Below are 13,679 nucleotides of genomic sequence, written 5' to 3'. Positions count from 1 at the left end.
TGGGCCGATCCGGGCCCACCTGGGGCTCTGGGGCGGGCGCCGCGACCGTGCCGCCCTCGGCTAGCGTTCCCGATCATGAACGCACACCTCGGCCCACTGGAACGGGCCGATGACGGCCGGTGGGTCATCGGCGCTCCCGAACGGCAGGGCGGCTCGCACCTGGAACTCGGCACCGAGGGCGCGCTCCTGCGCGAGGCCGGCCGGGACGAGGAGCTGATCCAGTGGTCCCGGTTCATGGACCTGAGCCTGACGGTCACGTCCTACCGGTGGACCGGCTCCAAAGCCGTCGGCGTGCTGAACGCCGTGTTCGGTGACGACGGCGGGCACGGGGTCGACACCAACGGATCCTGCCTGCGGGCGACGCTGCGGCACCCGTACGGTCCCTGGGTCGGCCGGTTCGGCCACCATGAGCGGCGCTACGGCTGGAGCGAGATCCTGCTGGCGGGTGAGCTGCTCCGGCAGGCCGTCGACGTCGGCGCGGCGCAGCGGCTCGGGGACCCGGACTGGCTCGGGCAGGCGATCGAACTGCTGGCACCGCTGAAAGTCCGGACGCATTCCGCCGCACGGGCGGAGGTGGCGAAGGTCCTGGCCCCGTCGGGGTTCAGGCAGGCTTCCGGGCCTCGATGAGCACCCGGCACGAGTGGGCCACGAACGGCCCCTCGGCCGCGATGCGCTCGTGGAGCTCGCACAGCCGGTCGCGGTTGGCGTCGACCGTGAAGCCGGGCACGGTCCAGATCACCTTCCGCAGGAAGTAGATCACCGCGCCGACGTCGAAGAACTCCATCCGCAGCCGCTCCATGCGCACGTCCGCCATCTCCAGGCCGACCGCCCGGGCCTCGGCCGTCTCGACGTCCGGATGTCGCTTGCCGCGCGCCACGGGCTGTGGCCCGAGGAAGTACTCCACCAGCTCGAACACGGATCCCGGGCCGACGTGCTGGGCGAAATAGGTGCCGCCCGGCCGCAGCACCCGGGCGATCTCGCCCCACCACACGCTCGCCGGGTGGCGGCTGACGACCAGGTCGAACGCCTCGCCGGCGAACGGCAGCGGCGGCTCGTCGGGGTCGGCGACGACCACGGCACCCAGCGGGTGCAGCAGCCGGGCGGCCTTGGCGAGGTTCGGCGGCCATGACTCCGTGGCGGCCATGACGGGCGGGAACGGCCCGGCCCCCGCCAGCACCTCCCCGCCGCCGGTCTGGATGTCCAGCGCGGCGGACGCGTCCGCCAGGCGCCCGGCCAGCAGCCGCTGATATCCCCACGAGGGCCGCTCCTCGGTGGCCCGACCGTCCAGCCAGGAGAAGTCCCAGCCCTCGACGGAGACGGACTCGGCCTCGGACACGAGGTCTTCGAAGGAGCGTGCCGTGTGTGACATGCAGGCATCATCGCCTGTGCGGGTACCGGTGGAGGCAGAAGGGCGCCTGCAGCGGCGAGTTGCTGTAGACCTCCGAGAAGACCGTCAGGTCACCGCAGGGAGGAACGATGGATGCACGCCCTTCGTACATGGTCGACGATGCCGAAGTGGCGCTCAAATACGCGATCCAGCACATCCGCGCGGACCGGGTGCAGATCGTGGAGGGGGTCATCGAGCCGGTCGTCCCGACGTGGGGCGAGGAACGAGCGGTGGCAGCGATTCGCGAACAGCTCGACGTCGGACTCCGCATGCTCGGCTGCATCACCGGATCCGGAGACCTGGACCTGCCCGGCAGCGCCAACTGGTACGTACCGGACCTCGCCGTGGTCCCAGGGGACTTGGCCAAGGACGCCGGCGCTCTGCTTCCGGAACAGACGCTACTGATCGTGGAAGTCACGTCGGACTCCGACGGCGACACCGACAGGATCGTCAAACACCGTCGCTATGCGGAGTACGGCGCCCCGCTCTACTTGGTCGTGGACCGCCAGGCACAGGCCTGCACGCTCTGCTCCGAGCCAGGCCGGCTCGGCTATACGAGGACGGACGGCCCCCTCCCCTTCGGCACGCCGGTGCACCTCCCCGAACCGTTCGAACTCAAGCTGAACACTTCCGACTTCTGACTCCGGACGTGGATCGTCCGACGGGCCGCCGCCGGACGATCCCCGTCCGGACGCAGGTGCGATTCCCCCCTGGACCCCGCCGACTCTGCCGTGCCAGCCTGCCGATGCAGAAACCTTCCAGCACCGTTGAGTCGATGGGAGAACCATGCAACGGCACTCACGCCTCCTCGCCTCCTCCCTCACCGCCACCGTGCTCGCCGCCGGCGCGCTCGTAGCCGCCCCAGCGGCAGAGGCCCAGCCCGCGAACGCCGACGCGTACAAGATGGTGTATGTCTACGCCACCGGCGTGCACCTGCGCGAGGCCCCGCGGACCAGCGCCACCATCGTGGACACCGTGTCGCACGTCTACCTGCGGGACTACTGCCAGACCAACCGCAACACCACACCGGTGGCCGACCCCAACGGCGGTACGAACCCCTGGTGGAGCAGAGTCACGCTCGCCTCCGGCAGCGACTTCGCCTACGTCAGCAACGTGTTCCTCAAAGGCGGTCGCAAGATATCCGGCGTTCCGGACTGCTGAGCGCTCCGCGGGGCACGATCCACGGCACCGCGCCGGTCGGCACAGGGGCAAGGTCGGCACGCACACCTGGGCGGCGCTGCGCGCGCACTAGCCGGCGCACGGCCCGTCACGTGGGGCGCGCCGCACTTCGCGCGCCCCACGCATCACGCATCACGCCTACGTCCGTGACAGTCCCGCCCGCACCAGTTCCATCACCTCGTCGTCCGTCATCCCCAACGCCCGTGCATCCGCGACCAGATGCCCCACGCCCTCGACGAGCCGGGCGCGGCCCCGCGACGCCTCGTCGCCGCCGATCGTCACCACCGCTCCACGGCCGCGCCGGAGTTCGATGAGGCCCTCCGTGCGCAGCCGCTGGTAACCGCGCAGCACGGTATGGATGTTGACGCCCAGGGAGTCGGCCAGCGTGCGGGCGGCGGGGAGACGGTCGCCGGGGCGGACGGAGCCGCCGGCGATGGCGCCTCTTATCGCTGCGGCGATCTGGTCGCCGAGCGGCACGGTGGATCCGTGGTCCAGCCGGATCAGCACGTCAGCCCCTGCGGTCCGTGGGGGCCGCATGGCCGCGACCGCGCTCCACGAGCCCGTTGAGGAGTGCGGCCGCCCTGGCCGCGTCGTCCGTCGTCACCACGAACTCCCTGCCGTTCGACAGCCGCACCACCAGCGCCTCGCCGGAGCGCAGGACGATTCCGCTGCGCCCCCTCCTGACGCGGTAGCCCCAACCACCCATGTCGCGCAGGGCGTCGACGTCCTGGGCGGTCGCCTCGACGATCCGGTCCAGGGGGATGCGCAGCCGTGGCCAGGGCAGCCAGAGCATGGTGACGGTCAGGCCGTGCCGGTCGGCGGTGGTCCGTATGCCCGCGAACAGGCAGAACAGCAAGCCTGCGATGAGCAGGACGGCGCCGGGGGCCGCGCCCGTCAGCGGGATGAGCGTCGCGCCCAGCGCGAGCACCGACGGGCCGGCGATGCCGAAACCGCGCGACACCTGGGTGTGCGTCCAGAACGCGGTCTCACCCGGGCGGAGGGCAAGGCCGGGAGGGCGCCCCGTGCCCTCCCCTGCGACCGCCCCCGGTTCGGCGCGGTTCCAGCCGCGCGTCACCAGCAGGCCGATGCCCCCGGTGACGGCGGCCACGCCCAGGGCCGCCAGGAGCTGCCAGGGGGTCAGCCGGACCTGACGGGCCGACTCGGCCCCGGCGTTGCCCAGGACGACCTGGGCGAGGACGAAGGAGAGCAGGCCGACGGTCGCCCAGGCGATCACGACCAGCGGTCGCGGAGTGTCCGTCACATAGCCGAGGACGACGAACAGGACGGCCAGGCCGAGCAGCAGCCCCAGGCCCTGGAGCTGGAAGGTCCCCGGGGACGTGAAGCCGTCGGCGTGGCCCGAGCCGACGAAGTGGGTGGCCATGGGGTCGGGCAGGCGCGCTCTGCTGGTCTGGAACACCGTCAGGAAGACGGCACAGGCGAGGAGACAGGGAGCTCCGGCGAGCAGCGGCCGGAGACGACTGCGGCTACGGCTACGGCTGACCGACGGTCTTGCGGTCACGTTCATGACACCTCCAAGTTGTTCGCATAGTAATAGAAAAACTCGGGAAGGCTGTAGGGGGCGAAGAAATCTCATATCTGAGATACCGTCTGTCTCATGACAGACGCCTACCTCGCCCGCATCGGCAAGCTCATCCGTGACGCACGTCAGCACCGGGGCTGGACCCAGACGCAGCTCGCCGACGCACTGGGGACCAGCCAGAGCGCGGTCAACCGCATTGAGCGGGGAAATCAGAACATCAGTCTTGATATGATCGCCCGCATCGGTGAGGCCCTCGACAGCGAGATCGTCTCCCTCGGCTACGCGGGGCCGATGCATCTGAGGGTCGTCGGCGGACGGCGTCTCTCGGGCGCCATCGACGTCAAGACCAGCAAGAACGCGTGCGTTGCGCTGCTGTGCGCCACCCTGCTCAACGCCGGCCGCACCACGCTCCGCCGCGTCGCGCGGATCGAGGAGGTCTACCGGATCCTGGAGGTGCTGAGCAGCATCGGCGTCCGGCACCGCTGGATCAACGACGGCAACGACCTCGAGATCGTGCCCCCGGCCGAGCTCGACCTGGCCTCGATGGACACCGAGGCGGCGCGCCGCACCCGCAGCGTCATCATGTTCCTCGGTCCGCTGCTGCACCGCATGGACCACTTCAAGATCCCGTACGCCGGCGGCTGCGACCTCGGCACCCGTACGGTCCAGCCCCACATGACGGCGTTGCGCCACTTCGGCCTGGAGGTCACGGCCACCGACGGCACGTACCACGCCCAGGTCGACCGCTCGGTCTCGCCGACCCGCGCCATCGTGCTGACCGAGCGCGGCGACACCGTCACCGAGAACGCGCTGCTGGCCGCCGCCCGGCACGACGGCGTGACCGTCATCCGCAACGCCAGCTCCAACTACATGGTTCAGGACCTCTGTTTCTTCCTGGAAGAGCTGGGCGTACGGGTCGAGGGTGTCGGCACCACCACCCTCACCGTCCACGGCGTGGCCCACATCGACCGCGACGTCGACTACGCGCCCTCCGAGGACCCGGTCGAGGCCATGAGCCTGCTCGCCGCCGCCGTGATCACGGAGTCGGAGCTGACGATCCGCCGGGTTCCGGTCGAGTTCATGGAGATCGAGCTCGCCGTCCTGGAGGAGATGGGCCTCGACCACGAACGCGGCCCGGAGTACGCGGCGGACAACGGCCGCACCCGGCTCGTCGACCTGACCGTGCGCCCGTCCAAGCTCAGCGCCCCGCTGGACAAGGTGCACCCGATGCCGTTCCCCGGCCTCAACATCGACAACGTGCCGTTCTTCGCGGCCATCGCCGCCTTCGCCCAGGGCCAGACCCTCATCCACGACTGGGTCTACGACAATCGCGCCATCTACCTCACCGACCTCAACCGCCTCGGCGCCCACGTCAAGCTCCTCGACCCCCACCGCGTCCTGGTCGAGGGCCCGACGCGCTGGCGCTCCGCGGAGATGATGTGCCCGCCGGCCCTGCGGCCCGCCGTGGTGGTGCTGCTGGCAATGATGGCGGCGGAGGGGACGTCGGTGCTGCGCAACGTCTATGTGATCAACCGGGGTTACGAGGACCTGGCCGAGCGGCTCAACTCGATCGGGGCGCAGATCGAGATCTTCCGGGACATCTAGCCCCCGGCAGCGAGCCGGTCAGGGCCGGTCAGGGCCGGTCGAGGAAGACCTCGACCGCCCTGTCGAGTTCGGCGGCGCGGAGGAACGGAATGCCGTGGTGCGAGAGTCCGGGCAGGACGACGGTCTCCACGTGCGGCAGACGACGCCGCGCCGCCGCCTCGACGCGCCGGACGTCGTGCGCCCGGCTGTCCCCTGCGAGCAGTACCAGCGTCGGTGAGGTCAGCCCGCCGAGCTGCCGGGCGGTCGGGCGTCTGCCGGTGACGATCTTCCGGCGCGGGAACTCGGCTGCGAGTCCGTGGAGTTCGCGCCACGCAGGGTCGATGTCGGCGCCACCGGTCTCCCAGTCCAGGAAGGCCCGGGCCCGTCGGGCGGTGGGCCGGGCGAGCAGCGGCAGGGCGCGGAGCAGGTACCCGGCGCGGAATCCGGCGAAGCACTGGGTGGGGTCCAGCAGGACGAGCCTGCGGACCCGTTGTTGCGCGTGCAGCGCGTAGGTGAGGGCGATCCACCCGCCGTAGGAGTGTCCGCACAGGTCGGCCCGGTCCAGGCCGAGGCCGTCGAACACGCCGTCCAGCCAGTCGAGGAGGTCGTCGACGGAGCCGACCGGGCGCCCTCCCGGCACACTGCAGCCGGCCTCGCCGATGCGGTCGACCGCGTAGACACGTCGAGTGCGGCTCAGATCTGCCGCGTTGGCGAACCACACCGCCGAGGTGGTGTTGCCGCCGTGCAGCAGCACCAGCGGGGGCCCGTCGGCGGGGCCGCACGCGACGACCCTGGTGGTGCCGTAGGCCGACGACAGGTCGATGCGCTCGACGGGTACGGGCCAGCTGTCGAGGACGGCTTCGCAGGCCGCCGTGAAGGGTGTTGCCGCAGATTCCGTCACCGGGCAAGTATCCCTGGGCCTGCAGGTGGTGCACCGACTGCGCGCACTCACCGTCGAACTCGACCTGTTGGACGTCGATTTCGACGTCGCGGCGCACCGCGCAGACGTCAGGACACCGGCGCCGCCGCACGCTGCGTCCCGTCGATCGTCGCGCGCAGCACCGCACGCGCCTCGTCGAGTTCGGCGGCCCGGGCGTCGAGGTCGGCCAGCCGGGAGCGGAGGGTGTCCAGCACACCCGGACACGGATGGACGGCCTCTCCCGCGGAGGCCGTGCAGGGCAGCACGGCACGGATGGTACGGACGGGCAGCCCGGCGGCCAGGAGGGCGCGGATCCGTCGCACCGTCTCCACGTGCGGCTCGTCGTACCAGCGGTAGCCGTTGGGGAGCCGGTCGGGCAGGAGGAGCCCGCCGCGCTCGTAGTGGCGCAGCAGCCGCTCGCTGGTGCCGGTGCGTTCGGCCAGTTCCCCGATGAGCATGCTGCCGACCTCTCCCCCGGTTTGACCTTGCCACCGTGACAAGGTGCGACGTTGGCCTCCTGGCCGGCTACCGACGGCTCAGACTGCTCAGCCTGCTCAGGAGACCCGATGATTATCGACGCACACAGCCACGTCCACGACCCGGTGGCGGACCACATCGCGCTGCTGGACGAAGCCGGTGTGGACCGCGCGGTGCTGTTCCCCACCCGGCCGCACCCGGAGCGGGCGACCGACCTGGCCGGGCTGCGCCGGGAGATGGCGGTGCTGCACCGGGCGCTCGCAGGCTCCGAGAACGGGGACGACGGCTTCGCCCGCGCCTGGCAGGAGCTGGACGCGGCACTGGCCGCGCACCCGGACCGCTTCATCGGCTTCGGCTCGGTGCGGCTGGACGGCACACCGGAGGGAATCGCCGAGGCGGTGGCACGGGACGTGGTCGGCCGGGGCCTGCACGGCATCGGCGAACTGACCCCGCCGCCGGGCGGCGCGGCCGCTGTCGAACCGGTGCTGCAGGCGGCCCACGACCACGGCGGCCTCCCGGTCGTCGTCCACGGCTCCGCCCCCACGACGGAGCCCGACCTGCACACGCTGGCCCGCCTCTCGGCCCGCTACCCGTCGGTCCCGCTGGTCGTCAGCCAGGTCGGCGGCCAGCACTGGATGACGGCGATCGAACTCGTACGGGACACGCCGAACATGTACCTGGAGCTGTCGACGGCGAACATCGTCTTCGCTCTGCGGCTGGCGATCCGTGAGATCCCGGAACGGACGCTGTTCGGGTCGGATGCACCGTACGGGGATCCGGTGCTGGCGCGCGCGATGGTGGAGCGGGTGACACCGAGCGGCGAGGTACGGGAGCGGGTGCTGGGGGGCAACGCGGCTCAGTTGCTGGGGATTTGACGACGGGGGTCGGCGGCATCCAGAGCCGCTCGCAGGTCGTCGGCGGAGGTGAGGGTGTTCCACCGCTCCCCGGCCTGGTCGGGGAGGACCCAGACGCGGTCGCCGAGGTATCGGCCCGGGGGCGGAACGAAGAGTTCGGCGCCCCTGGGGTGGACAGCGGCGCCGGTAACTGCCGCAAGGCGCTTGCCGGTACCGAGCGGCAGCAGCCACCAGATGACGCGTTCCGCGCCGCCCATCAGGTAGGGGCCTACGTGGGCTCCGCCGCCCTTGAGTTGGCTGACAGCGGCCGTGCCCAGGGTGAAGTCCGTGCGTGCCAGTTCCCACCGGCGGCCGATCTGGAGCGGGGCCGTCCGGCCCGACTCCCAGAGGCGGACGGCAGCGCGGGGGTCCACGGCTGCCTGGGAAAGCCAACGGGTGGTGGAGGTACGCACGTTGCTCCTTCAGATCGTCGGTGGGGCGGGATCCGAAGGGGACAGTAGGGCGGCACGGACGACAGCAGAGGCACAGTTTGTGCCCCTACGCAGCCAACAACCCCAGCTTCACCGCCAGCCGGGCCGCCCGCTGCCGTCGGTGCGGGCTTCTCGACTCCGACTCGCCGAGGATGATCGTCCGGGCGTAGCCGTTGTACCGGATGGTCTCCGGCGCCGCCTCGTAGGCCTTGTCGAGGGTGGCGAGCGCGGCCTCGTGCTGTCCGTCCAGTTGGTACCCGCGCGCCTCCTCGATGCGGTGGCGTGCCCGGCGGGGGCGGGACGGAATCGCGAGCGCGTCCGCTGCAGCCGCCTGGCGTACGGACTCGCCGCCAGCGTGGAGTTCGACCGCGACGGTGACGGCGTGGGCGCCCATCACGGCGCGGGAGAACGACGTGACCGGGTGGTAGTAGTCCGCAGGCAGGCGGTCCGCCATGGCGCGGGCGCTGTCCCAGTGGTGCCAGGCGGTTCCGCTGTCGCCCCGGCGGGCTGCGGTGTACCCCGCTTCGAAGCGGAGTGCTCCGGTGACCGCAAGAACGTCGTCCGGTGCATCGGGCAGCAGAGGCTCCAGAAATGCCAGCGTCTCCGACGTGACGGCATCGGCGGCATCGAAGTGCGCGGGGCCGGAGTCGCGGTGCGCCTGCGCCGCGAGCCAGGCCGCGACGCCGATGGCGTGCGGGTCCTCGGATTCCTGTGCCGCGAGCATCGACCGTTCGGCCACGCGCCAGAGGAGCGCGGCGTCGGGCTGGTAGGCCAGGAAGAACTGGCTCAGGCTGTAGACCTCCGAGAGGACGGACTGCGCTGCCCGCCTCTCCACCGCCCGGTCCGCCTGTCGCGCGGCGAGCTGGGCATCGCGGATCAGGCCGGGCAGCAGGGCTCCGACCACCTCGCGGTGGTTCGGCGACGAGTGACGGGCCTGCCATGCACCGGCAAGACGCATCCGCAGTTCCGCCGTCGTCGGCGCCTCTCCTCTTGCCGTGCACGGGAACACGTTCACGGCGTCCCGTACAGCCGGCAGCCGCGCATGGCCGGGACCTACGAAGAGGTCGACGCGGGTGCTCTGGTCCCCCGTGAGTTCGGACAGCTCGCGCACGCGCAGGACTTCGGCGATCTGCAGGATGACGTCGAGCTTGGGCGTCTTGAGCCGCCCGTACTCGACCGCCTTCACCCACGAGGGCGACCGGCCGAGCAGCCCGGCCAGGACCGTACGCGTCATTCCTCGGCGCGTACGCAGCAGTTGCAGTCGCTGGCCGAAGGCCAACGGGTCGGTGTACGGCTCGTTCCCGGCATCGGATGACACGGATCCCGCCCCTCTCCGGACAGCTCGTCTCTGCAAGGGTAGGGGGACCGCCTCGCCCGAGCCCGCCTCACCGATCGGAGAACCGGCCGCATGAGCAGACCCCGCGTGCTGTACGTCATCATCTGTGCCGCCGGACCGGCCCGCGACGCCGTGCGTCTGGTGCGGGCCGCGAAGGAACAGGGCTGGGACGTGTGCGTCATCGCCACCCCTGCCGCCGTCGACGGTGAGTTCATCGACACACCGGAGCTCGAGAGCCTCAGTGGTCGCCCTGTGTACAGCACTTGGCGCCGTTGCGGCGAGGAGAAGCGCATTCCTCCCGCCGACGCCGTCATCGTGGCGCCGATGACGATGAACACCGCCAACAAGTGGGCGGCCGGCATTGCGGACACGTACGCCCTCGGCGCCCTCACCGAGACCGTCGGGCTCGGGCTTCCCGTGGTGGCCCTGCCCTGCTGGTCGACGGCGCTGGATGCGCATCCGGCGACGCGCCGCGCAGTGGAGGTGCTGCGCAGCACCGGAGTTCGCGTGCTCTACGGCGAAGGGCAGTGGATGCCGCACGCCCCGGGCGCGGGGAGCGAGTGGCTGGACTCCTACCCGTGGGAGCTCGCACTGGAAGCAGCAAGTACCTGAACCCTGTGTCCGAAACCTTTCGGTCACATTGCAGCCCCCAGCCTGCTGAAAACGGAACCGGTCCCCGCTCCGCGAGCCCGGGCGCGTGAACTGTGCGGCCCCCAACACCCTTGTTGCAAATGGTGATTGCTGTGCACAGCAACTGAGGCTGTCCGATTCACCCCGGCCGGGGTCGACGCGCCGCGCGGGGTCTCCCTAGCTTGCTGGTGGCCGGATCGCGTCGTGAGGGTCCGGCAACGGAAGTGCACAGCAGGCACCTCAAGGGGGACCATGCGTAAGGTGAATGCACGTCGGTACGCCGTCGCCTCGGCGGCACTCGGCCTCACGGCCGGGCTGTTCTCGGCGGCGCCGGCATCCGCAGCGGCAGCGACGCCCTCCGCCCGGGGCGCGTCCGGGGACGTGGAGTTCTCGGTCTTCGACAACGGATCCGGAATTCCGAGAAACGGCTCGTTCCGGCTGGCCGACCTCGGTCGGCACGGGGTTCCGGAATCCGCGGTGAAGCAGCTCGGCGCCGGAAAGGCGCCCCGCACGGCCGAGGCCGATGCGGCGAGTCACACGCTGAGCGGCCCCGACGACCTGGTCGGGCAGTGGAAGGACCGTGACGGCTGGACCGTCTACATGCGGCGGGGCTACTACGACCCTGCCAGGGACAGGGGCTTCGGGCTCACGAAAATAGAGCAGAAGCACAACCTCACCATGAAGGCCGTCCAAGCCACCACGCAGTACCCGCGTCCGGGCGCCGCCGGAAAGCAGCAGATGAACGGGCGTCCGAACACCTATAACTACTTCACCGACGTGCTGCACGTGAAGTGCAGCGGATGGTGGATCTTCAAGACCTGCCGCGTCGACAAGGTCCAGGCCGTCCGGGCGGGAGTAGACTTCGGCGCCCAAATCCCGATGCTGCCCAAGGGCGTCATCACCGCCTACTGCGAAGGTGTGCAAGGGCGTTGTCCCGACTGGGTCAAGAACGCCATCAACATCTGATCCGAGTTGCCGGGAAAGGACCTTGCGATGAGCCGACGTCCCGTCCGGTCGGCCCGTACCCTGCCGGCCGCGGAGTGGTGGGCGCCGCTGCTCGTCGACCTGGGTGCCGTGCAGTACGGGAGCACCGACCTCGGACTCTGCGTCCGTGACGTCGACCTCGCCTCCGGCCGGGCACGGGTGACCGTTCAATGGCCGGACGCACCCGGCGGCACCGAACTCCTCCTGTCCGATCCCGAGGCCGGCCGCGACGCGCTCCTGCGGGAGATCGCCGCGGCCGGCCCCGCTCGGCTCCCCGCCGACGAGTTCCCTCCGCTTACCGGCCACGCCTGGCTCCTCGACGAGCTCGGGCGGCGCAGCGATGCCTGGTACGCGTACCTCGCCGAACCGGTCGACCTGCTCCGGGTCGTCACCGACGGACACCGCACCACGGATGTCGCCGTCGGGCGTACCGGTCGCGGTGACGTGGTGACGATCCATGTCCCCCTGGCCGGGCTGGGGGACGACGGCATGGACGTCGGCCTCGCCTACACCATCGTCGAGCGCGCCGTGAGCGCCCTGGCGCACGAGCTCCGGCCGGCCGGCACCGTGCAGGGCCAGCCCGCCTTCGTCACCCACCTCCCCGGCGAGGGTTAGCGCCCGAAGGGGCGCGGGGAACTGCGCGACCAGCCACCAACGGCCCGCAGTCGACACACCACCCCTAGGGTCCGGGGCGAAGCCCCGAGAACCTCGACTGCGGGCACGGCGTGGCTGATCGCGCAGTTCCCCGCGCCCCTTCGGGGCACAGGCCTAAGGCACCACCGCCACCCCGTCCAACTCCACCACCGCCGCCTCGTCCCACAGCCGGGTCACCCCGACGACCGCCATCGCCGGGTAGTCGCGGCCCGCCAAGCGGCCCCAGACGGCGCCCAGTTCGCGGGCGCACGCGCGGTAGTCCGCGACGTCCGTCGCGTAGACCGTCACGCGTGCCAGGTCGCGCGGCTCTCCGCCCGCCGCCCGCAGGGCCGCCAGCAGGTTCGACAGGGCCTGCTCGAACTGTTCCGGCAGGCCGCCCGGCACCAGTCGGCCCTCCCCGTCCAGTGCCGTCTCTCCTGCGAGGAAGACCAATCGGCCGCCTGTAACGGTCACCGCATGGGTGAAGCCGACGGGCGGAGGCAGGCCTTCCGGGTTCAGGCGGTGCAGGTGCAGGTGCGGTGTCATCGGTACAGCTCCCTCGCGATGATCGTGCGCTGGACCTCCGTCGCGCCCTCGTAGATGCGCGGGGCCCGTACCTCGCGATAGAGGTGTTCCAGGAGGTGGCCATGGCGGAGGGCGCGGGCACCGTGGAGCTGGACGGCGGAGTCGACGACGTACTGGGCGGTCTCGGTGGCGAACAGCTTCGCCATCGCCGAGCGGCGCGCGATGCCGGGTTCCCCGGCGTCGTGGGCCGCTGCCGCCGCGTAGACCAGCAGGGCCGCGGCCTCGGTGCGGGTCGCCATCTCGGCGAGGCGGTGGGAGACGGACTGCAGGTCCTTCAACGGGCCGCCGAAGGCCCGGCGTTCCGCTGCGTGCGCGATCGTCGCGTCCAGCGCGGCGCGGGCCATGCCGACCGCGAACGCGCCGACGCTCGGGCGGAAGAGGTCGAGGGTCGCCATGGCCACCCGGTAGCCCTCGCCCACCTCGCCGATCACGTCGTCCGGTACCACCGGCACCGCGTCGAAGGCGAGGGTGCCGATGGGGTGCGGGCTGAGCATGTCGAGCGGTGTGCCGTCCAGGCCCGGGCGGCCGGCGGGGACGAGGAAGGCCGTGATGCCGGAGCGGCGGCCCTCCCCCGTCTCCCCCGTCCGCGCGAAGACCGTGTACACGTCCGCGTCCGGGGCGTTGGAGATCCAGCACTTCTCGCCCGTCAGCCGCCAGCCGCCACCGGCCGCCGGAACCGCCCGCAGTTCCAGTGCGGCCGCGTCCGAGCCCGCGCCCGGCTCGCTCAGCGCGAAGGCCGCGACCGCACGGCCGGCCGCCACCTCCGGGAGCCAGCGGGAGCGCTGCCGCGCGGTGCCGTGACGCGCGAACGGGTACGCGCCCAGGCCCTGCAGGGCGAGGGCCGTCTCCGCCTCTGTGCACTCCCGGGCCAGGGACTCCCGCAGGAGGCAGAGGTCCATGGCCCGGACGGAGCCGCCGTCCGGCGGGAACACCCGGCTCAGCAGGCCGAGATCGCCCAGGGCCGCCACCAGGGGCCTGTTGACGCGTCCCGGCTCGCTCTTCAGCGCCAGCGGGCGCAGTCGTTCCGCGGCCAGCGCACGCAGCTCGGCGCACCACGCCTGTTGCTCCCGGTCCAGTGCGAACGGCGTCGCCATCGTTCCC

17 protein-coding genes are annotated in these 13,679 nt (G+C 71.4%); 8 read left to right on the top strand and 9 right to left on the bottom strand.

Going from position 1 to position 13,679, the window contains the following annotated elements:
* The first annotated feature begins 75 nt into the window (after positions 1–75).
* Complete coding sequence (locus ACWD4B_RS11265) at positions 76–627, top strand: hypothetical protein (RefSeq protein WP_451420501.1); 552 nt, start codon at positions 76–78, stop codon at positions 625–627.
* Here ACWD4B_RS11265 and ACWD4B_RS11260 read toward each other — a convergent pair.
* Positions 602–1,369 (bottom strand): methyltransferase domain-containing protein, encoded by a 768-nt coding sequence (locus tag ACWD4B_RS11260; protein ID WP_451420500.1) that lies wholly within the window; start codon positions 1,367–1,369, stop codon positions 602–604. The two genes, ACWD4B_RS11265 and ACWD4B_RS11260, sit on opposite strands and share 26 nt — an antisense overlap.
* A 107-nt stretch (positions 1,370–1,476) precedes the next feature.
* Between ACWD4B_RS11260 and ACWD4B_RS11255 the strand changes: the two genes are divergently transcribed.
* Together ACWD4B_RS11255 and ACWD4B_RS11250 are read left to right on the top strand one after the other, a co-directional pair.
* On the top strand, positions 1,477–2,028 hold the full coding sequence (locus ACWD4B_RS11255; protein ID WP_451420499.1) for a Uma2 family endonuclease: 552 nt from the start codon (positions 1,477–1,479) through the stop codon (positions 2,026–2,028).
* A 145-nt stretch (positions 2,029–2,173) separates the two neighbouring features.
* Positions 2,174–2,548 (top strand): peptidase M23, encoded by a 375-nt coding sequence (locus ACWD4B_RS11250; RefSeq protein ID WP_451420498.1) that lies wholly within the window; start codon positions 2,174–2,176, stop codon positions 2,546–2,548.
* A 156-nt stretch (positions 2,549–2,704) separates the two neighbouring features.
* Here the strand turns inward: ACWD4B_RS11250 and ACWD4B_RS11245 are convergent, their stop codons facing one another.
* Together ACWD4B_RS11245 and ACWD4B_RS11240 are read right to left on the bottom strand one after the other, a co-directional pair.
* Positions 2,705–3,073: a GntR family transcriptional regulator gene (locus tag ACWD4B_RS11245; protein ID WP_451420497.1), complete on the bottom strand. Its 369-nt coding sequence runs from the start codon at positions 3,071–3,073 to the stop codon at positions 2,705–2,707.
* 1 nt (position 3,074) lies between these two features.
* On the bottom strand, positions 3,075–4,091 hold the full coding sequence (locus ACWD4B_RS11240) for a hypothetical protein (protein ID WP_451420496.1): 1,017 nt from the start codon (positions 4,089–4,091) through the stop codon (positions 3,075–3,077).
* 90 nt (positions 4,092–4,181) lie between these two features.
* Between ACWD4B_RS11240 and ACWD4B_RS11235 the strand changes: the two genes are divergently transcribed.
* Positions 4,182–5,711: a helix-turn-helix domain-containing protein gene (locus ACWD4B_RS11235; RefSeq protein ID WP_336416879.1), complete on the top strand. Its 1,530-nt coding sequence runs from the start codon at positions 4,182–4,184 to the stop codon at positions 5,709–5,711.
* A 28-nt stretch (positions 5,712–5,739) separates the two neighbouring features.
* On the opposite strand, the gene ACWD4B_RS11230 is transcribed toward ACWD4B_RS11235, so the two are convergent.
* Positions 5,740–6,591 carry an alpha/beta fold hydrolase gene (locus tag ACWD4B_RS11230; RefSeq protein WP_451420495.1) on the bottom strand — a complete coding sequence of 284 codons (852 nt, stop codon included), beginning with the start codon at positions 6,589–6,591 and terminating at the stop codon, positions 5,740–5,742.
* A gap of 107 nt (positions 6,592–6,698) precedes the next feature.
* The gene (locus ACWD4B_RS11225; RefSeq protein ID WP_451420494.1) at positions 6,699–7,067 is read right to left on the bottom strand and encodes a MerR family transcriptional regulator; all 369 of its coding nucleotides are present in this window, start codon (positions 7,065–7,067) and stop codon (positions 6,699–6,701) included.
* Between the two features lie 108 nt (positions 7,068–7,175).
* On the opposite strand from ACWD4B_RS11225, the gene ACWD4B_RS11220 reads away from it, so the two are divergent.
* Positions 7,176–7,961 (top strand): amidohydrolase family protein, encoded by a 786-nt coding sequence (locus ACWD4B_RS11220; RefSeq protein ID WP_451420493.1) that lies wholly within the window; start codon positions 7,176–7,178, stop codon positions 7,959–7,961.
* Here the strand turns inward: ACWD4B_RS11220 and ACWD4B_RS11215 are convergent.
* The gene (locus ACWD4B_RS11215; protein WP_451420492.1) at positions 7,943–8,392 is read right to left on the bottom strand and encodes a hypothetical protein; all 450 of its coding nucleotides are present in this window, start codon (positions 8,390–8,392) and stop codon (positions 7,943–7,945) included. The two genes, ACWD4B_RS11220 and ACWD4B_RS11215, sit on opposite strands and share 19 nt — an antisense overlap.
* A gap of 85 nt (positions 8,393–8,477) precedes the next feature.
* Positions 8,478–9,728 (bottom strand): helix-turn-helix domain-containing protein, encoded by a 1,251-nt coding sequence (locus ACWD4B_RS11210; protein ID WP_451420491.1) that lies wholly within the window; start codon positions 9,726–9,728, stop codon positions 8,478–8,480.
* 90 nt (positions 9,729–9,818) lie between these two features.
* On the opposite strand from ACWD4B_RS11210, the gene ACWD4B_RS11205 reads away from it, so the two are divergent.
* From ACWD4B_RS11205 to ACWD4B_RS11195, 3 genes are all read left to right on the top strand, one after another.
* Positions 9,819–10,358 carry a flavoprotein gene (locus ACWD4B_RS11205; RefSeq protein ID WP_451420490.1) on the top strand — a complete coding sequence of 180 codons (540 nt, stop codon included), beginning with the start codon at positions 9,819–9,821 and terminating at the stop codon, positions 10,356–10,358.
* 279 nt (positions 10,359–10,637) lie between these two features.
* Positions 10,638–11,342: a hypothetical protein gene (locus ACWD4B_RS11200; RefSeq protein ID WP_451420489.1), complete on the top strand. Its 705-nt coding sequence runs from the start codon at positions 10,638–10,640 to the stop codon at positions 11,340–11,342.
* Between the two features lie 27 nt (positions 11,343–11,369).
* A complete protein-coding gene (locus tag ACWD4B_RS11195) occupies positions 11,370–11,975 on the top strand; it encodes a hypothetical protein (RefSeq protein ID WP_451420488.1) in 606 nt (201 codons plus the stop codon).
* A 153-nt stretch (positions 11,976–12,128) separates the two neighbouring features.
* Here ACWD4B_RS11195 and ACWD4B_RS11190 read toward each other — a convergent pair whose 3' ends face one another.
* Together ACWD4B_RS11190 and ACWD4B_RS11185 are read right to left on the bottom strand one after the other, a co-directional pair.
* Positions 12,129–12,539, bottom strand: coding sequence for a RidA family protein (locus tag ACWD4B_RS11190; RefSeq protein ID WP_451420487.1), 411 nt, complete (start codon positions 12,537–12,539; stop codon positions 12,129–12,131).
* A complete protein-coding gene (locus ACWD4B_RS11185) occupies positions 12,536–13,672 on the bottom strand; it encodes an acyl-CoA dehydrogenase family protein (RefSeq protein WP_451420486.1) in 1,137 nt (378 codons plus the stop codon). Before ACWD4B_RS11185 ends, ACWD4B_RS11190 begins: the two co-directional genes overlap by 4 nt.
* Positions 13,673–13,679 lie beyond the last annotated feature (7 nt).

The organism is Streptomyces sp. NPDC002536, assembly GCF_053594995.1.
This window is presented reverse-complemented; position numbering and strand designations above follow the sequence as displayed.

Bases quoted from the DNA above. Each gene is read 5' to 3' on its own strand.
- ACWD4B_RS11265 (WP_451420501.1), top strand. From the start codon at position 76: ATGAACGCACACCTCGGCCCACTGGAACGGGCCGATGACGGCCGGTGG.
- ACWD4B_RS11260 (WP_451420500.1), bottom strand. From the start codon at position 1,369: ATGTCACACACGGCACGCTCCTTCGAAGACCTCGTGTCCGAGGCCGAG.
- ACWD4B_RS11255 (WP_451420499.1), top strand. From the start codon at position 1,477: ATGGATGCACGCCCTTCGTACATGGTCGACGATGCCGAAGTGGCGCTC.
- ACWD4B_RS11250 (WP_451420498.1), top strand. From the start codon at position 2,174: ATGCAACGGCACTCACGCCTCCTCGCCTCCTCCCTCACCGCCACCGTG.
- ACWD4B_RS11240 (WP_451420496.1), bottom strand. From the start codon at position 4,091: ATGAACGTGACCGCAAGACCGTCGGTCAGCCGTAGCCGTAGCCGCAGT.
- ACWD4B_RS11235 (WP_336416879.1), top strand. From the start codon at position 4,182: ATGACAGACGCCTACCTCGCCCGCATCGGCAAGCTCATCCGTGACGCA.
- ACWD4B_RS11225 (WP_451420494.1), bottom strand. From the start codon at position 7,067: ATGCTCATCGGGGAACTGGCCGAACGCACCGGCACCAGCGAGCGGCTG.
- ACWD4B_RS11220 (WP_451420493.1), top strand. From the start codon at position 7,176: ATGATTATCGACGCACACAGCCACGTCCACGACCCGGTGGCGGACCAC.
- ACWD4B_RS11205 (WP_451420490.1), top strand. From the start codon at position 9,819: ATGAGCAGACCCCGCGTGCTGTACGTCATCATCTGTGCCGCCGGACCG.
- ACWD4B_RS11195 (WP_451420488.1), top strand. From the start codon at position 11,370: ATGAGCCGACGTCCCGTCCGGTCGGCCCGTACCCTGCCGGCCGCGGAG.
- ACWD4B_RS11190 (WP_451420487.1), bottom strand. From the start codon at position 12,539: ATGACACCGCACCTGCACCTGCACCGCCTGAACCCGGAAGGCCTGCCT.
- ACWD4B_RS11185 (WP_451420486.1), bottom strand. From the start codon at position 13,672: ATGGCGACGCCGTTCGCACTGGACCGGGAGCAACAGGCGTGGTGCGCC.